We start from the raw sequence: 15851 nt of genomic DNA, 5'->3' as shown, positions 1-15851 counted from the left end.
CCCCATGTTTCAACACAATTTCTGTTTATAGCTATGTAAGATACCGCACTTTTATATATTCATTTACGATTGCAGTTACGGGCTTTGCTGCAATTTCCCGCAGAAGGACATCCTATGCAATGTGTGCCTTTTTTCTTTTCTTTATAAATGTAACCGATTGCCAAACCCAATATCAATACCAGTGCCAAAAAAGCAATTATATTTACCATAATACATATCTCCAAAAAACTATATTTGCAAAAGCCGATACTTCTTATCCTACTCTGAATTCAACCGGCATTTCTTTTTTATTCTTCTTTATCAAATATATTATAATACCTGCAAATACTAAGGTTGCAATAAGTCCGTAAGCAAATCCTTCTCCGGGCTTCCCGGTCGTGATAAGCGTCCCTATCTGATAAACAAGGAATCCTACCGTAAATCCCGTCGCAAGCTGAAAAGCAATTGCTCCCCAAAACCACTTCTTTGACTTCATCTCGGAATTCATCGCTCCAAGGGCCGCAAAGCAAGGCGGTGTATAAAGGTTAAACATAAGAAATGCTAGCGCTGCAACCCTTGTTATTCCCATTACTGCCGCAACCGCGTTTCCTTCTCCTATAAGCTCAAGTTCTTCCGTATCAATGAGATTTGAAACCGCAAATACAGTAGCTATGGTTCCTACAACATTTTCTTTTGCTATAAAACCTGAAATAGCCGCTGCCGCAAGCTGCCAGCTTACGATTCCGACAACAGGAACCAGTATGTATGCAAAAGGCCCTGCCACTCCTGCAAGGATTGAGGTATTTTCCATACCCTCTTCCACGGGTTGAAGTCTGAAGTTGAAGGTCTGCATGATCTGAACCGCAGTGTTGCAGACAAGTATGACTGTTCCCGCTTTTATGATGTATGACTTACCTCTCTCAAGCATTGACTTGACCGCAAACACAAGGCTCGGAACCTTATAATCGGGAAGCTCTATGATAAAAAAGCTCTTTCTATGCTTCGAAGTAGTGATTGCCCTGATGATAAGCGCCCCGAAAAGTATCAGTACAATGCCTCCGACATAGCAGATAAAGCTGACCCACTTTGATTCGGGGAAAAAAGCTCCTGCAAAAAGTGCTATAACCGGAAGCTTGGCACCACACGGCATGAATGTTGCAAGCATGGCCGTGGCACGTCTTTCTCTCTCATTTCTGATGGTACGGCACGCCATAACAGCGGGAATACCGCACCCTGTACCGATTATCATAGGAATAACGGATTTTCCCGAAAGACCTACTTTTTTGAAAATCGGATCAAGAACAACCGTTGCTCTTGCCATATATCCGCAGTCTTCAAGGAGTGCGATAAGAAAATACATTACCATTACAAGCGGAAGGAATCCTACAACCGCGCCTACACCTCCGATTATTCCATCCACAATAAGTGCGTAAAGAAGCGGATTTGCATCTGCCATCGCCTCTCCGACAAATCCCTTGAAAACATCAATCCATCCGGCAAGAATGTCCGCAAGCCATGTTCCCAAAGTTGTCTGTGATATATAGAATACAAACCACATGATCACTGCAAAAAGCAGAATACCGATTACCGGATGAGTAATGACATTATCTATCGAATCGGTGATATTGTGCTCTTTCGGGTTATCTCTGCGACTCTCGACTTGATCTACTATATTATTTACAAATTCAAAACGCTTTCTGTCGGCCGCTTCAACTGCTGCCTTATCATTAAGGTCAACATCTCCCTGATTGTAAGGCATCTCCTGCGCTTTACCTTCAAATGACATTGCAGTTTTTATAACTTCCTTAAGGCCTGTATCTGAAGTTGCTATCGTCTTGATCACAGGACAACCGAGCTTTTCCGATAAAAGCCTCTCGTCTATTTCGTTTCCTTTTTTATCGTTGGCATCATTCTTGTTAAGTGCGACAACAACAGGAATCCCAAGTTCCAAGAGCTGTGTTGTAAAGAAAAGACTTCTGCTCAGATTGGTCGAATCAACAATATTGATGATTGCATCGGGATGCTCGTTTTTTACATAATCACTTGTAACGCTCTCTTCCGAAGTAAATGGTGACATTGAGTAAGCGCCGGGAAGATCTACAGCGATCAGCTCCTTGTCACCATCATAGTAGTTTTTCTTTATAACACTCTCTTTTTTATCAACAGTAACCCCTGCCCAGTTGCCGATTTTCTCGCTTCTTCCTGTCAAAGCGTTAAACATGGTCGTTTTTCCGCTGTTGGGGTTGCCCGCCAGTGCGATTCTCATTACAGTTCCTCCAAAAAATATATGATCGGTATCCGCTACCAAAAATATCAGATATTGATAGCGTCAGCTAACTCAGGATCGATGTTGTATCTGGCATCCTTTATAGCGACCACCAGGTTGCGCTTCTTGTTCACAACAGTGATCTTCTCTCCGCTGTAGCATCCAAGCGAGAATAAAAAACTCTCCATCTCATCATCCCCATCTGTATTAACAGCATTGATCATATACTCTTTGCCAAGCTCTGCATTGTTAAGTGTCATATATGCCTCCTAAAAAACAGGTTAGTAATAGTTAATCATAATTAGTCATTGCTAACTTTCCTAACATAGAATATTCTTATTAAGAATTATTGTCAATAGGGGCACTGAATTTTTATGTTATTTTATCCTTTTTTCATACGTATAAATGGCCTTCTCAAAGTCCTCAAGCAAAGAAAAAAGCCGCACTGGCAAGATGCGGCTTTTCAGGTAGGAGATTTCTTATGACTATGTATGTCACGTGTTAGGTTATCTAACGATGTTAATGTTAGCACTCGCTAACACATATGTCAACCCTTAAATCAAATTATTGATTTTTTCTTTCTGTCATTTGGTTGTGTTTATGCATCTCTTGTAGTATTCTTAAAAGCAGAGAAAGTAGGTGAAAAAGCGATGGCGTTACAGGAATCAGGCGAGATGTATCTCGAAACAATTTATGTGCTTTCAAAAAGCCACACAAACGTTAGATCAGTCGATATAGGTGAGGAATTAGGCTATTCAAGACCATCTGTCAGCCGTGCCATGCACCTGTTAAAAGACGAAGGACTTGTCAAAATTGACGAGTATGGTTTTGTAAAGCTTACTGAAGCAGGAACTATACTTGCAAAGCGTATCTACGAAAGACACACAGTCCTTACAAAGCTTTTTGTCGATCTGGGAGTAGATGAAAAGATTGCCGCAGAAGATGCGTGCCGTATCGAGCACTACATCAGCGACGAATCCTTCGAAGCAATAAAGACCCATATGGCAAAACACTGATTAAAGAAAATAAACCGCCGAATCTCATTTTTTATTTTAAAGAGATTCGGCGGTATTTTTGTTTATATTTTCAGATCAATCATACTTCTTATCAAGTTCTCTGTAAGCTTTTTTTATATCTTGCGAATAATGCGTGAAGATCAGCGCTCCGCCAAGATCAAGGGTAACCAAAGCTTCATATCTGTTGACGCGAACAGGATGTCCGTCAATTATCTCCACCTCTGTTTCTCCGTCAATCGGAAAAATATCTTCCTTCTTGTTTTCCTTAAAATCTTCAAGGATCTGCTCCATTGGCTTGCGGTCTCCCATATACGTTACATATGACAGATTATCCATGTTGTATTTGTATACGTCGCATCCATCAATTTCTCCAAGCAGTGTCAGCCCTGATTCATCAATGTCTCCGCAAGAAGGTTGATGATATATCCCATTCCTGTACTGCGAATCCCATACCCTCCTTACAGCAACCGAAAATAATAAATAACATATTGCCACACCAAAAATTGCTATCACCATTATTGCTTTGCCGGTCTTACTCGTACACTCTTCTTCCAACATTTAAGCCTCCCTCAAAATGTAATGTATAACCGTTTTTTCAATATATTCAACATTTGGTACAAGATTTATTTTACACAAAAAAATTCTGTAGTTTACAACGACTGCGTAAACTACAGATTTCTTGAGCAAACAGCATGTACAAGATAGACTAAACGTTTGGTTATATCTTTTTTGCAAAGTATTTTTAAATAACTGCCGATTCAGAAAATCGTATTATTTTTTCATCAAGGTCCAGTTCATATTCTATCCCGAGCGGAAGAATTCCGATAGGAACAGCATGTCCGATATTAACGTTGTATATGATCGGTAAGTTCTCACAATTGAATTCTTTTAAAACAGACAAATAAACCGCCTTATATTCTTCATAGAATTCTTCATCTTGAGGTTTTCCGACGATTATTCCGTTGACTGCATTCAATATTCCCTGCGCGCCAAGGTTCCGCAAATAATATGTCACATAATCCGGATTTGGCTTTTCCTCGCTGGTTTCAAGAAGCAATATTTTTCCCTTCCACTCATCAACTTTTGGCCAAATATCAGTTCCGACAATCATAGGAAATACATCCAGGCAGCCTCCGAGTAACTGCCCCGAGACCTTACCCGTTCCGGATAACATCTCATAATGATGCGTTTCAGGAATAGTCTTGTACCGGGCATTGATATTCTCTTCAGCCCACTCTATATGGTCATTGGACCAATAATCGCAAGACGGAACTTCATATCCTTTTGTCTCGGAGAAAAGAATGTTTTTTACAGCCCGCTCGGTATAATCAAAAATCCGGCCATATTCTGCAAACTCTTTCATAATACAAGGACCGTAATACGATACGACACCTGCTTTGTTCATAATAAAATGAGTAACTGTTGTATCTGAATATCCCATAAAAATCTTAGGATTGTTATGAATAACATCATAATCGATATAAGGCAAGATTCGCACCGAATCATCACCGCCGATTGCACTGATAATGCCCTTGATTGTGGGATCTTTAAAAGCATCCATCAAATCTTTTGCCCTTAGCTCAGGGTTATTATATACAAACTCACTTCCTTTGAGCGCATGTGGCATAGTAACCACTTCCAGACCAAATATCTTCTCCAGACGCTCTTTTGCAATATAATATTTATGTATCAGCTCTTTATCGCCCAATCCTCCCCATGATAAGCTCACTATCGCAACCTTATCACCGGGGATTAATCTAGTTGGTTTTATCATCTTTTGCCTCCGCTACTTTAGATATTCTTTTTTTGCAATTGCTGTAAATTCTCCTGGGAGTCTTTCATCATCCCAAGAAGGATGCTCGTCAAACTTTTTCAATGTAAATCCGCGCTCAATTATAGAATTGATAATCTCACTGATAGTATATTTCCTATAGTGACATTTGGGAATTTGCTTACGAATTTCTTCATCATAAAATCTGGCATGTGCCATCTCGCCCTCGAAAATGTCAGTAGAAAAATAGCTCATAGTAGGCTGTTCAATCCTCAACATATCGGAAATCTTGGTAAAAGGATGGAAATCACTGCATATCATCTTCCCGCCCGGCTTAAGCAAGCCATTCATCACATCCATAAAGGCATTTATATCATGAAAATAGTGAAGGATCCCGCCTTCCATAAACACAACGTCAAAGTATTCGGTATACTTTTGCAAATCGATTTCCATGATGTCGCATACTTCAAAATCAATATGTACACCAGCCTCATCAGCCACTTCAAGCGCATATCTCTTGTTTTCTTCCGAAATATCAAAAACAGTAACTTCTGCTCCCAATAACGCCAGCGGAATTGCTTTCTTCCCGCATGATCCGCAGATATTCGCAATCTTTACTCCTTCATAAGATTCAAAGTAATCTGCATATTGTTTAAGCATTCCTATCGGATTCTCTTTATCCTCTTTTGCCCTCTCCTTGGGCGTCCCCAGTGTCTTTATCCAAAAATCATACGCATTGTATTCCCACGCTTTCTTATGCTGAACCGTGTAGTCTTTCATAGGTGGTCTCCTCTTAGTCGATTTAATTTTTCATCAATATCCACTGACAGCCTTTCTGTTCTATCATATATCCTTTAAATTTCATGGTATTACCTTATTTTTTCAAGAAGGCACTATATCCATGCTTTGCATTAATCATATCTATCTCTTCTTTAATGATATATCCACCGTACAATAGTATAACACCGCTACGAAGTAACAATAAAGAAGGTACGTTATTGCGTGGTTGCCTTAACTATAAAGGCACACACTACTCCTGATGGATTCTTTGTGTCAGGTTGTACTACCCTTATATACGAATGCGCTATTATCGTCCTTAATTCAAAAAGAAAGGTTCGATTATACTTTAAAACTAGGAGCTGCAAATGAACAATAGCAATATAAAAACTATCGTTAAACTGTATTCACTTTTAAAAATTGATAGGACCGCCGTCTCGACTCTAACACAGAAAATTTTTTACACTTTTAAAAAATCAAAAAATAACGGTCCGCTTTGACTAGCTAAAACTTTTTAACGTTAGCTGCAAAGCGCACCGTTGAGGCATCTGCGTTATTCTATTCAACTGTGTTCACTGCTTAGTAAGCAGAACCACCGTCTCAACATGCGTAATCATCTATGTTTGCATGTACATATACGGACTAATACTGTATCCCCCGTTGAGAAACGTAGAAATTATGGGTGTTAAAAATACTAGGTAAATACATTTTTCTGATATTTACTGTATATGCTACATCTTCCTTTGTACATTCAGATGTATTCTAACCCTCAGTATGTGCTAAAGCCAGAACCAGTCTGCGTTTGCATTAAGAGTTTATGCAGTGCGTAGGGATTTTATTACCTATAAAAGTTAATGGTTGTTTCTTTCGATAGCATTTAACAGTGCTAAAAAGTCTACATACTGATTATAATAACCTTGATTAAGGCCTGCTTCCATAAAATCTCGTATAGCACTTATAACATCCACTTTATCAAGGTTAGATTTAGCACCATCGGAAGCATTATCATGTGCATGATCGTAAGCGGTTAAAATATCATTAAGATTTGCTATCTCGCCTTTGTCTTTTAGATATATCCCATAAGCAAAAGTCTCAATCTCATTGGCATGTGTTAAATCCACGTCCTTAAGATGAATCTCTTTTACTATAGATTCCGAACCATCCCATGGATAAAGCCTTGCTATATATACTGGATCTTCTTCATTATAATCAACCGGCTTATAAAAATTGCAGGGCAAATTATTAGGATCACCCTCGCTTCCGGAAAGAGCGCAGTTAAGATATGTCTCTCCTACGCCACAATCTTCCTTACTGTGGAATACACTTGGGATAGGATCCTTATAATAGCTGGTTTGTGGAAGACTGGTAGGCGCTTCCATTTTTCTTATAGGTTTGTTAATGTTAGGACGATACATTGTTCCATAGTTAATCCCCGGATTAAATGCAACATTCATAAGATTGCTCCCTTTCAAGAAAAATGCGCATCATTTCATTGGATTTCATTCCGTTGAAAAGACACGCATACCATTGCTATCTTTATTATCGGCAAATATATTTAGAAATATTAGAGTTTAGGTTTTCTATCCTTATTTTTTAGGCGCTCAACTACTGCTTGGAAAATAATGAGTCTTGCCACTAATCATTCATTCTCGCCAAAGACATCCTCGTAAGCCATTGATTTAGCCTCCCCAGTTGCCATCTTGTGAGCATCATCCAGCATTTTCTCAACTGCAGGCTTTACTTTCGCCTGTCTGCTCTTAAATTCTTTTTGCAGTTCCTGTCCAGAATATCCCTCTTTGATGAGTTCTGAACGGATTTCTTCTACAAAATCGCCATTAGTATCAGTCATAGTAATGAGTCTCCAATCCTACAGGTTATGAATCTCATCTTCCAATTCATTAAGGAAGTTCAATATACTATCGAAATCAGGATAGGCACCATAAATCATATTCTTCATAGCTGAATAATCCGCTCTTACTTCTTCCATAATATAATCCGCAGGAATCAGCTTAATTTCTTTGAGTGTCGCTGTTTCATAATGCGCACTCTTGGCATAATAAAACTTCTGCTTGAATACAACGTCTTTCTGCAGTAATTCCTTACGAGCAAATGCAGATTCTTTCATCCAGCTATTTGCCATACTATAAACATCATATAAGTGCCTTGCATATCTTCTAGGCAGAACCTTTCCTTGCGGAAAATTAGCCATCTTATGAAGTATTGTAAGTTTCTCCCAGAAGGTTCTCTCAACATCTATTGTCAGAATATCTGTTGTTTTCTGTTCAAAAGCATTCGGATACTCTGTTGCTACAAAAGGCTCAACTTCGGTTACATGAGATGGCATCCATTCAGCCAGTGGACCGATCTCTAACCTGACTACAGGCACTAAATAATCCATAGAAAAATCTCTTGGATATTTAAAATTCACAACCATAGGATCATTGGCATCAACTTTCATCCAATCTCCCTTGCCAAGTTTTAATGCTAATTCTTTATTTAAAGTTGGAACCAGTTCTTCACTATAGAATAAAGCCGCATGAGCATTTATTTCCTTGTTATACTGGGCCTGTTTTGTCTTTGATCTCTCATCCCAAGGATTAGTATTGTCTGTCAGTTTTCTCCAATCCAATATCAGGTCGATATCTTCGGAAAATCGCTCTATAACATGGTAGGACTTTGAAAGGCTTGTCCCTCCCTTAAATACAAATGCATCCTTATAAATGCAATCATGAAATAAATGATCCAGCATAAAACACACCCAAAAATCCTTTTCAACAATAGAAGGATGCATTTTCATTTTCTCTGCTGTACGAGAAAAAAGGACCTCCCTGTCCTCTTTACTGAGTAATGCTACATTTCTCACCTAATACATATCTCCTTTATTACTTTATATATCCACGCTGTCGTTGTTATTGCCTCACAAAGTATAGTTTCCTTATCCGCCTTCGACAGCACATTTGATAATCTTTCTATATCTTCCTGCTGTATTTTATCTTTACCTATATACTTAATTGCCTGAATGACAGCTATCGTAATGAAACTTTTACCAGATATTTCCTTATTGGCACAATGCTTAAACTCAACCTGATACGAACCGATTTCATATTTACGATATGGGCCATCACTTATATAACTCCAGGTATTAGGTACCTGTGTAGATAAATGCAGATAATTTAAAGCCGTCTCTCCTGAAGGAGCAATAGTCCAGTTATATTTTCTGGCAATAGCTTCTGCTACTTTCTCAATATTAGGAGCACTATACTCTCCTAATAACTTACTGTAAGACGGCTTGTCATATATTCCCTTTATGACCCGCCTGATTGTTCCAGATTCACCAAGCCTCGATAATGCCTTGTTGGTAGGATCTGTTCCAGCAATATCAATAAAATCTATAGCCGAAAAAGCATAGCCAAAGCCGGAATTCTCTATTCTTTTTTCTATTTCAATCTGATATTTTTCTCTCATCTTACATTCCTTTCGTCAGATAAATTATATAGTTTATCTGACGAATTTGCAAGATTTCTCACTATTTTCGTCAGATATATTGTATAGTTTATCTGACGAATTATCACGTTTATTACATAAAAATCGTGACAATAATAGAAAAAACATACTTCAATTCAGTTATTCGGAATTTCCGAACAACTGCCAAAGAACTCAATAATCTGTTTCACCGACACAGGATAAAAGTTATTTGCATCCACTCCGACATCATACCTGAGCACACCTTCGTTCCTGTTCTGCATGGTTATGATGCCTTTATGCCCCAGATGTAAATCACTTGTAAAATATATCATTGGCGCCCCTTTACACTTCTATCTTCTCAAACTCCCTCGATACCGAATCAATCACTACCATCGCAGATTCGCCAATTTGCCTTCCGTCCCGATAAGTAGAAAACACATCTGTCGAGATGAATCCATTTTCCTCATATATCTTATCAACAGGAGTATGCCCTACAACCTGCGTATACATTTCTTTTCTGAAAGCATCAACATTCCTCTCATAAATTCTTTTCATAATCTTTACATATCTCTTCCAGCTTTTTAAAATCCAAAGCAGTTTTAACGTAGCCAACTTCTTCATTAGCAGCTTTTTGTTTATACAAAAGTCTTGCATTATTAGTAATTTTTGAAGCATTCTTACGTATAAATATTGCTTCAGCCTGAACTAGTGCCTTATAATCCTTATCTTCTTCATTTTCAAGGTCATACAAAATTAGTTCACTCTCAGGAACAGGAATCATATGACTAATCCTTAAAGTCCCCTTTAATTCCCTGACACCATTATTCTTTTCAATCATACGGATTATCGGAACAATGCTCTTCCTTATTACCCTATTTCCACCAGCCATCTGATAATCAGTATCCTTTGGCGATGACATTGGCACAAAATACTTATAACCATTCATCTCTAGAACTGTTCCTATATATTTTCTTGTATGAATCCTATTCTCCACTTTATTTGAATATACGTTTGGTTCTATTATTCTCAAATAATCTATATACTCATCCGTCACACTATAAATCTTAAAATTGTCCATATTACCTCACAAAAATAAGAGGACTGCAACAACAGTCCTCTTAGAGTTTAAGCTTTCCCACTTATATGGTAGGGACTCACCCGAGTTTAAACTTCTCCACTTATATGGCAGGAGCTCTCCCGATTAATTGTATTATAGCATCAGCATCTCAAAAGTCAATTAAATGCACATATACTCTATTAAGACCATGTTTTAAAATTATAATAAAAATATTAAGCAGCTTCTTTAGTTATCAAATTCACTATCAGTAACATGTTTTATGCTATCAAAAGGTATGTCACCCTCAATCAAAATCACATCTCTATACATATTTAGATTAAGAAGCTTTATTACTTCTGTTTGTGATATATAAAAATCAATTCCTGGTACATGACAGCACAATACTACTCTAGTCTTAAAAAGCTCTATTTTTCGCATCAGTTCCTCCCAGCTCTATGGGACACAGAAAATTTGCCTAACATAACAAGATACGTTATACTATCCAATGGATACTATTGTATATTATCCATCGGTTACCGTCAATAACTAAGAGGATACAAATATGACAAATCAACTTATACCTGAACGATTAAAATCAGCAAGAGAAAGCCTTGGAATATCTATGGCAGAAGCTGCCAGAAGACTGAATCTTTCTAAGATTGGATATTGCAGATACGAATATGGTGACAGAACACCTTCGCCTCAGACTGTCGAAGTAATAGCCAGAGTTTTAGGTACTTCCGTAGCTTATTTAACAGGTGAATCTGAAGACATGAAACCTGATTTTATCATGATTAGTAAAAAAGAAGCTCCTGAATTATTTGAACTAATAAAAACCCTTTCAACTTACAATTCTGCAACACAGAAACATTTATTGGCTTATGCTCAAAAGCTTAATTCCAAACAAAAAAAATAAAGTGTTCATATCCGAACACTTTAAAAAGAAAAAGAACGAGCAACCCGCTCCATGTTACATGACCTGCGGTATATATTCTAGTCAACTATATTTTTGTAAGCAAGCATACCGTCTCAACATGCGGTACTACTGCATAAAATCTAAACATACTGCGGAGAATAAGGCTCTTGGTATGTTTACCCCCTTTTTACATAGTTTGGTATGAGGGGGAAAAAAATAGCGAACAAGACTACTAGCTTTTTCTGCATTTCCATAATGCCATCGGATGCTCGGCGATTCTGCTTACTATGTTTTCATCATCAAAGAGTAGTTCTGGCCTATACTCTTTCTGTATAAATCTTTCCATATACTCTGTTTCTTTTTCAGTCGGAATCATGAGTTTTGCGATATACTCTTTTGCCTGTTTCTTCTTGCCTTCCAAATCGAAATTTGATTTCTCAGCAATCACAGGGAAAAGATCTGCTCGTATTCTCATGAATTTCAAGCCATCAATTGCTTTTGTATCAAAAGTCTTATTTACATTTTTAGCAGAGATAGTTGCATAAAATATGATACATTTCCTAAAAAGTTCCTCTCTATCAGCAAAAGTATCATAATCTATCATGTTGCAAAAATCATATAAATCTCGCGCTGCAGCTCTGCTCATAAGGGCATTGGTTTTAGCTGCAAATATTTCCATAGCAGCAACTGTCTTAATAAAAATCCTGTCTCCAAACGCATCCGTTATTATCACACGATTCTCAGGCTCAAGTACATGCGCTCTAAGGGAATAGTTTATTTCTATCTTAATCATATCTTTATTCCCTGCTGCATTTATATAGTTGTAGTGAAAAGCATCAAGACTATGGCTAAAACGTGAATCAGCGGAAAGCGTATACCCTTCTTCGTCCATGTACCGCTTAATAATACCAGTAACAATTTCTCTCGAATCAGCGGTCCCCTCACGAGACATATTGGGAACAAAATCAAGATCAATATCCACTGACAGCCTTGGCAAATCAAACACAGTAAGATTGATTGCTGTACCGCCTTTCAAGAGCAAATGCTCCTTTAGGTACTCATCTGTGTTAATAAATGTAAGTATTTGTTTAAGCCTGACCACTTTCTCAAAAGTATCCCTGTTAAAGCCGTATCCCCTTGCTTTATTATCAAGCTCTTGTCTATTAAATGTCGGCATCTAAAAATTCCCCATTCTTTATGTATTTAATATTTTCCGGATAAACGAGTTTCCATCTTCTTGAATATGCTACTTCTATTGCATCTTCAGTCAAATAACGTTTTGAATTTCCAATCATATCTTCGCATGCATTTAAGAAATCAGTGCTTATGCCAAGCTCCTCCTGAAATAATTCAGTTAGAAAACCTACCTTCTGACACAAAAATATGCTGTCGTATTTTCTAAGATATTTCAATATTTTTTCTTCATCAAGAAGTTTAAAAGAAGTCATGCAAGAAATAACCTCTTCCAGTCCTGCAATACGATTCATGTCTTTAATTGAATCAAGCATTGTCTGCTCTTTATCTGTTATCTTGATACCACCACTATATTCGGGAGTGTAAACGCCATCAGTGATTTTAGCGCGGATAAAATGATAGTTATATCCATCAAAATAGAAATCTTGAAATCGTGTCTGTGAACTAACATATACTTCATTAAAGACCTGATCTGATACTCCATAGTACTCAAACGCTGAATGATGCGATACATAGGATGTAGATGTTATAGCACTTGCAATCTGAAATCGATCAGCTACTGGTCCACCATTTTCTCCACTTACGCATGTATACAAGCCATTGCGTATTTTAAGCACCTTGCCACTTCCCATCATCTTTTCAAGAGAAACGCGGGCGGTGCGCGCATTTTCTATATACGTGCAAACATCTTCAATTGAAAACACTGGATGCTTTAGTAATTCAAAATAAATGTCCATGATATGGCTACTCCAAGTTTAATTTCAGTATATTTCTTCTTGTATTTCCTGTATTATCGTACCTATTCTAAACTTAACTCATCAAAATCATACTGTCAAGTTGATTTTGAGTATATTATTACAATATAATCGAGATATTTAATACTCATTTTCAACGCTCACTAAACATTGCCATCGTAAACTTATTTTCTTTCACCAACCTTCAAAAGCTTAAACGCTTTGACTGAAATGAAAATAGCATAAAGCGAAACAAAAAACATGCAAATATACAGGATAATTTTTATAGTTCTATCAGAGTCTTAGTCTCTCTTTTTCCGTGAGTTTTTATAACATTCAGGACAACCACTTCCATGATTCCTATTTAATATTTTCGCACTCCAAACATTATTGCAAATAGGACACGTCCAATAAACTTTCATTGCAGAATTTGGTGTGACATCACGTGGTGTAACTACCATTGCAAAAAGCATTATTACTCATATATGGGATAAATGAACAATAGGGCCCTGGCAAAATACCTAGTACATTTGTATACAATTCTATTTCTATTAAAATACTATTAAGATCTATTTATTTTTTCAGATGAACCGTACTACTTGTATTCTAGCTCCGTCCAAAAAAATAAAGCCCACCACAATATGGTGAGCTCTCAATCCTTTTTTCATGTCCGCCAATATCTATGCCTCTTCTCGATACCTCTCCGCGGAGTTATCTTCCTCAAAAGCCATCAAGATACATCTTGGCGTACGATGTAAAATCCTTATATATCTGCGTACAACAACATTGTCCGCAGATAGGTCTTTTTGCCTATCCCCCAAAGTTCATTGTCCGCTAAAAGTACATAATTTTTACTTCGATTTTAGTCGACATGTTTCCTTCTAAAATCGCCTCAAACCCGCATGGTTATGCGGTTGTCTTTGTCAGCAATACGACCGTCTCAACATGGCTCGTCCAGGGGAATTGATCGTGAGCGACAGCCCTGGTCATGACGTATCCATTCTCCTGAAGTATCTCAAGGTCTCGTGCAAGGCTTGTAGGCTTGCACGAAACGTAAATAATATATGGCACGCCGTAGCCGATAATCTTGGTGAGTGCCTTAGGATTGATTCCGTCGCGGGGCGGATCGAGAATAATAAGATCGGGCTTTTCTTCGATCTCATCAAGGACTTTGAGCACATCACCTGCGATGAAGTGGCAATTGTCCAGATGGTTGAGCCGCGCGTTCTCTTTGGCAGCCTCAACAGCTTCCTCGACAATCTCGACACCGATAACCTTGTTGGCAACGGGTGCAAGAAGCTGGGCAATTGTGCCGGTTCCGGAGTACAGGTCAAAGATAACCCCATCGTTTCCGATCTTGCCCTGATCGTACAGGCTCTTGATATATCCGCGGACGGTCTTGTACAGGACTTCCGCGCTCAGGCTGTTCGTCTGAAAGAACGAAAACGGACTGATCTTAAATTTAAGTCCCAAAAGGTATTCATAGAAATAATCCTGACCGAAAAGAATCTCGGTACCCTCGTCTATGACCGCATCCGCAAGACTGTCATTCTTAGTATGAAGAATGCCCACAATCCTGCCGTTTAAGCTAAGATTAAGAAGTGCGTCCTTAAATCCCTCAAGATTGTGTTCTTCCTTTGTCGTAGTGATAAGATCAACAAGAATATCTCCCGTCTTTACGGCACGTCTTACAAGCAGGTGCCTCAAATAGCCCTCCTGCTTCATTCTGTGATAAAAAGATATTTCCTTCCTCTCATACATGGGAGTGAAATAATCAAGCGTAGCGCTCAGAATTGCCTTGTAATCATCGTCAACAATACGGCATCCCGAGACAGTCACGATGTCATAAAAACTTCCTTTTTTGTGCATACCAAGACAAAGAGGTCCGCCTACGACTTCATCACCGAAGCTGAACTCCATCTTATTTCTGTATGCAAATTTTACGGGGCTGGTCTTTATGCCTTCCCAGGTAACTTTTGAGCTCTGTCTCTCAATGGCAGGCTTAAGTATACTTCTTACCTGCTGTTCCTTGAGTCCGAGCTGCTTTACGTAAGGCATGGTAAGATAACTACAGCCTCCGCATTTCCCGAAATGGATGCAGGGGCTTTCAACGTAGTCCGGAGATTCTTCCAAAACTTCGAGAAGTCTTCCCTCAGCTCTGTCTTTTCTCACTTTTTGAATTTGTACAGAGACCTTCTGATCGGGAAGGACGCCCTTAACGACGACCTTTCCCTCCGGGGTCTCAATTATTCCCTTATTGGGAAATTCCACTCTTTTAACTGTTCCTGATATAACTTCTTTTTTCTTCACGGCCTGTTCTTAGCTTTCTCTCATAAATTCTTCGTCATCGAAATCATCGTCGAAGTCATCAAAATCATCATCGTAGAAATCATCTTCGTAAGCCGGTGTCATGTAGCGGTATACCATATAAGCAATGATGGCAACTGCCGATACAGAGCCGATAACCGCAAGCACCCACAGAATCACGTTGGAAGGCTTCTTTGCATTTGCAGCCGCTCTCTTATCGAGAAGTTCGTTAATTCGTGTCATTTCAATAATATCGTCAATCTTAGATTTCACTTCCATAAGTGACCCCTTTCTCATAGGAAAATTAGTATATATATACGAATTGCTCCATGACATACGTCATTCTCGCAATTCTACAAACATTCGAAA

General features: G+C 38.4%; 21 protein-coding genes. 2 read left to right on the top strand and 19 right to left on the bottom strand.

Going from position 1 to position 15851, the window contains the following annotated elements; all coding sequences use genetic code 11:
- Positions 1 to 59: 59 nt before the first annotated feature.
- The 3 genes from G628_RS18630 to G628_RS0101130 are packed head-to-tail and all read right to left on the bottom strand — an operon-like array spanning position 60 to position 2505.
- A complete protein-coding gene (locus G628_RS18630; RefSeq protein WP_155833747.1) occupies positions 60 to 209 on the bottom strand; it encodes a FeoB-associated Cys-rich membrane protein in 150 nt (49 codons plus the stop codon).
- A 44-nt stretch (positions 210 to 253) separates the two neighbouring features.
- Positions 254 to 2245: a ferrous iron transporter B gene (gene feoB, locus G628_RS0101135; RefSeq protein WP_027208265.1), complete on the bottom strand. Its 1992-nt coding sequence runs from the start codon at positions 2243 to 2245 to the stop codon at positions 254 to 256.
- A 47-nt stretch (positions 2246 to 2292) separates the two neighbouring features.
- Positions 2293 to 2505 carry a FeoA family protein gene (locus G628_RS0101130; protein WP_026655145.1) on the bottom strand — a complete coding sequence of 71 codons (213 nt, stop codon included), beginning with the start codon at positions 2503 to 2505 and terminating at the stop codon, positions 2293 to 2295.
- A gap of 390 nt (positions 2506 to 2895) precedes the next feature.
- On the opposite strand from G628_RS0101130, the gene G628_RS0101125 reads away from it, so the two are divergent.
- Entirely contained in the window at positions 2896 to 3261 is a 366-nt protein-coding gene (locus G628_RS0101125) for a metal-dependent transcriptional regulator (RefSeq protein WP_026512717.1), read from the top strand.
- Positions 3262 to 3336: 75 nt separating this feature from the next.
- Here the strand turns inward: G628_RS0101125 and G628_RS0101120 are convergent, their stop codons facing one another.
- From G628_RS0101120 to G628_RS0101065, 11 genes are all read right to left on the bottom strand, one after another.
- Positions 3337 to 3819 carry a hypothetical protein gene (locus G628_RS0101120; RefSeq protein WP_026655146.1) on the bottom strand — a complete coding sequence of 161 codons (483 nt, stop codon included), beginning with the start codon at positions 3817 to 3819 and terminating at the stop codon, positions 3337 to 3339.
- Between the two features lie 184 nt (positions 3820 to 4003).
- On the bottom strand, positions 4004 to 5035 hold the full coding sequence (locus tag G628_RS0101115; RefSeq protein WP_026666634.1) for a S66 family peptidase: 1032 nt from the start codon (positions 5033 to 5035) through the stop codon (positions 4004 to 4006).
- A 12-nt stretch (positions 5036 to 5047) separates the two neighbouring features.
- Positions 5048 to 5812, bottom strand: a complete 765-nt coding sequence (locus tag G628_RS0101110) for a class I SAM-dependent methyltransferase (protein WP_027208264.1) — start codon at positions 5810 to 5812, stop codon at positions 5048 to 5050.
- An 848-nt stretch (positions 5813 to 6660) separates the two neighbouring features.
- A complete protein-coding gene (locus tag G628_RS0101100) occupies positions 6661 to 7263 on the bottom strand; it encodes a hypothetical protein (RefSeq protein ID WP_027208263.1) in 603 nt (200 codons plus the stop codon).
- Between the two features lie 185 nt (positions 7264 to 7448).
- The gene (locus G628_RS16015) at positions 7449 to 7658 is read right to left on the bottom strand and encodes an AbrB family transcriptional regulator (RefSeq protein WP_034500494.1); all 210 of its coding nucleotides are present in this window, start codon (positions 7656 to 7658) and stop codon (positions 7449 to 7451) included.
- Between the two features lie 18 nt (positions 7659 to 7676).
- Positions 7677 to 8672 carry a nucleotidyl transferase AbiEii/AbiGii toxin family protein gene (locus G628_RS0101090; RefSeq protein ID WP_027208262.1) on the bottom strand — a complete coding sequence of 332 codons (996 nt, stop codon included), beginning with the start codon at positions 8670 to 8672 and terminating at the stop codon, positions 7677 to 7679.
- Positions 8669 to 9274 carry a DUF6088 family protein gene (locus tag G628_RS0101085; RefSeq protein ID WP_027208261.1) on the bottom strand — a complete coding sequence of 202 codons (606 nt, stop codon included), beginning with the start codon at positions 9272 to 9274 and terminating at the stop codon, positions 8669 to 8671. Before G628_RS0101085 ends, G628_RS0101090 begins: the two co-directional genes overlap by 4 nt.
- 155 nt (positions 9275 to 9429) lie before the next feature.
- A complete protein-coding gene (locus G628_RS18625) occupies positions 9430 to 9606 on the bottom strand; it encodes a hypothetical protein (RefSeq protein WP_155833746.1) in 177 nt (58 codons plus the stop codon).
- A gap of 10 nt (positions 9607 to 9616) precedes the next feature.
- Complete coding sequence (locus G628_RS0101075) at positions 9617 to 9829, bottom strand: hypothetical protein (RefSeq protein WP_026655150.1); 213 nt, start codon at positions 9827 to 9829, stop codon at positions 9617 to 9619.
- Entirely contained in the window at positions 9813 to 10352 is a 540-nt protein-coding gene (locus G628_RS0101070) for a type III toxin-antitoxin system ToxN/AbiQ family toxin (protein WP_027208260.1), read from the bottom strand. Before G628_RS0101070 ends, G628_RS0101075 begins: the two co-directional genes overlap by 17 nt.
- Positions 10353 to 10577: 225 nt before the next feature.
- On the bottom strand, positions 10578 to 10769 hold the full coding sequence (locus G628_RS0101065; RefSeq protein ID WP_027208259.1) for a hypothetical protein: 192 nt from the start codon (positions 10767 to 10769) through the stop codon (positions 10578 to 10580).
- 124 nt (positions 10770 to 10893) lie between these two features.
- Between G628_RS0101065 and G628_RS0101060 the strand changes: the two genes are divergently transcribed.
- Positions 10894 to 11247 (top strand): helix-turn-helix domain-containing protein, encoded by a 354-nt coding sequence (locus G628_RS0101060; RefSeq protein WP_027208258.1) that lies wholly within the window; start codon positions 10894 to 10896, stop codon positions 11245 to 11247.
- A gap of 232 nt (positions 11248 to 11479) precedes the next feature.
- On the opposite strand, the gene G628_RS0101055 is transcribed toward G628_RS0101060, so the two are convergent.
- The 5 genes from G628_RS0101055 to G628_RS0101040 all read right to left on the bottom strand — a co-directional run bounded on the left by G628_RS0101055 (position 11480) and on the right by G628_RS0101040 (position 15761).
- On the bottom strand, positions 11480 to 12424 hold the full coding sequence (locus G628_RS0101055) for a nucleotidyl transferase AbiEii/AbiGii toxin family protein (protein WP_027208257.1): 945 nt from the start codon (positions 12422 to 12424) through the stop codon (positions 11480 to 11482).
- Entirely contained in the window at positions 12411 to 13178 is a 768-nt protein-coding gene (locus G628_RS0101050; RefSeq protein ID WP_027208256.1) for a type IV toxin-antitoxin system AbiEi family antitoxin domain-containing protein, read from the bottom strand. The genes G628_RS0101055 and G628_RS0101050 overlap by 14 nt, the downstream gene beginning before the upstream one ends.
- A 299-nt stretch (positions 13179 to 13477) precedes the next feature.
- Positions 13478 to 13636: a zinc-ribbon domain-containing protein gene (locus G628_RS19390; RefSeq protein ID WP_207637983.1), complete on the bottom strand. Its 159-nt coding sequence runs from the start codon at positions 13634 to 13636 to the stop codon at positions 13478 to 13480.
- 445 nt (positions 13637 to 14081) lie between these two features.
- A complete protein-coding gene (gene rlmD / locus G628_RS0101045; protein ID WP_027208255.1) occupies positions 14082 to 15485 on the bottom strand; it encodes a 23S rRNA (uracil(1939)-C(5))-methyltransferase RlmD in 1404 nt (467 codons plus the stop codon).
- A 9-nt stretch (positions 15486 to 15494) separates the two neighbouring features.
- Entirely contained in the window at positions 15495 to 15761 is a 267-nt protein-coding gene (locus tag G628_RS0101040; protein WP_051625188.1) for a hypothetical protein, read from the bottom strand.
- Positions 15762 to 15851 lie beyond the last annotated feature (90 nt).

The sequence above is a fragment of the Butyrivibrio hungatei NK4A153 genome (assembly GCF_000424465.1).
In the GTDB taxonomy this organism is placed as follows: Bacteria; Bacillota; Clostridia; order Lachnospirales; family Lachnospiraceae; genus Butyrivibrio; species Butyrivibrio hungatei_A.
Note: the sequence above shows the minus strand (reverse complement) of the source record. Positions and strands in the feature narration are given on the sequence as shown.

What these genes read in the sequence shown, in the direction of transcription:
- G628_RS0101040 (WP_051625188.1), bottom strand. Translation starts at nt 15,761, where the DNA reads ATGGAAGTGAAATCTAAGATTGACGATATTATTGAAATGACACGAATT.
- G628_RS0101100 (WP_027208263.1), bottom strand. Translation starts at nt 7,263, where the DNA reads ATGAATGTTGCATTTAATCCGGGGATTAACTATGGAACAATGTATCGT.
- G628_RS0101115 (WP_026666634.1), bottom strand. Translation starts at nt 5,035, where the DNA reads ATGATAAAACCAACTAGATTAATCCCCGGTGATAAGGTTGCGATAGTG.
- G628_RS0101070 (WP_027208260.1), bottom strand. Translation starts at nt 10,352, where the DNA reads ATGGACAATTTTAAGATTTATAGTGTGACGGATGAGTATATAGATTAT.
- G628_RS18630 (WP_155833747.1), bottom strand. Translation starts at nt 209, where the DNA reads ATGGTAAATATAATTGCTTTTTTGGCACTGGTATTGATATTGGGTTTG.
- G628_RS0101120 (WP_026655146.1), bottom strand. Translation starts at nt 3,819, where the DNA reads ATGTTGGAAGAAGAGTGTACGAGTAAGACCGGCAAAGCAATAATGGTG.
- G628_RS18625 (WP_155833746.1), bottom strand. Translation starts at nt 9,606, where the DNA reads ATGATATATTTTACAAGTGATTTACATCTGGGGCATAAAGGCATCATA.
- G628_RS16015 (WP_034500494.1), bottom strand. Translation starts at nt 7,658, where the DNA reads ATGACTGATACTAATGGCGATTTTGTAGAAGAAATCCGTTCAGAACTC.
- G628_RS0101065 (WP_027208259.1), bottom strand. Translation starts at nt 10,769, where the DNA reads ATGCGAAAAATAGAGCTTTTTAAGACTAGAGTAGTATTGTGCTGTCAT.
- G628_RS0101060 (WP_027208258.1), top strand. Translation starts at nt 10,894, where the DNA reads ATGACAAATCAACTTATACCTGAACGATTAAAATCAGCAAGAGAAAGC.
- G628_RS0101085 (WP_027208261.1), bottom strand. Translation starts at nt 9,274, where the DNA reads ATGAGAGAAAAATATCAGATTGAAATAGAAAAAAGAATAGAGAATTCC.
- G628_RS0101110 (WP_027208264.1), bottom strand. Translation starts at nt 5,812, where the DNA reads ATGAAAGACTACACGGTTCAGCATAAGAAAGCGTGGGAATACAATGCG.
- G628_RS0101050 (WP_027208256.1), bottom strand. Translation starts at nt 13,178, where the DNA reads ATGGACATTTATTTTGAATTACTAAAGCATCCAGTGTTTTCAATTGAA.
- G628_RS0101075 (WP_026655150.1), bottom strand. Translation starts at nt 9,829, where the DNA reads ATGAAAAGAATTTATGAGAGGAATGTTGATGCTTTCAGAAAAGAAATG.
- G628_RS19390 (WP_207637983.1), bottom strand. Translation starts at nt 13,636, where the DNA reads ATGGTAGTTACACCACGTGATGTCACACCAAATTCTGCAATGAAAGTT.
- feoB (WP_027208265.1), bottom strand. Translation starts at nt 2,245, where the DNA reads ATGAGAATCGCACTGGCGGGCAACCCCAACAGCGGAAAAACGACCATG.
- G628_RS0101125 (WP_026512717.1), top strand. Translation starts at nt 2,896, where the DNA reads ATGGCGTTACAGGAATCAGGCGAGATGTATCTCGAAACAATTTATGTG.
- G628_RS0101055 (WP_027208257.1), bottom strand. Translation starts at nt 12,424, where the DNA reads ATGCCGACATTTAATAGACAAGAGCTTGATAATAAAGCAAGGGGATAC.
- G628_RS0101130 (WP_026655145.1), bottom strand. Translation starts at nt 2,505, where the DNA reads ATGACACTTAACAATGCAGAGCTTGGCAAAGAGTATATGATCAATGCT.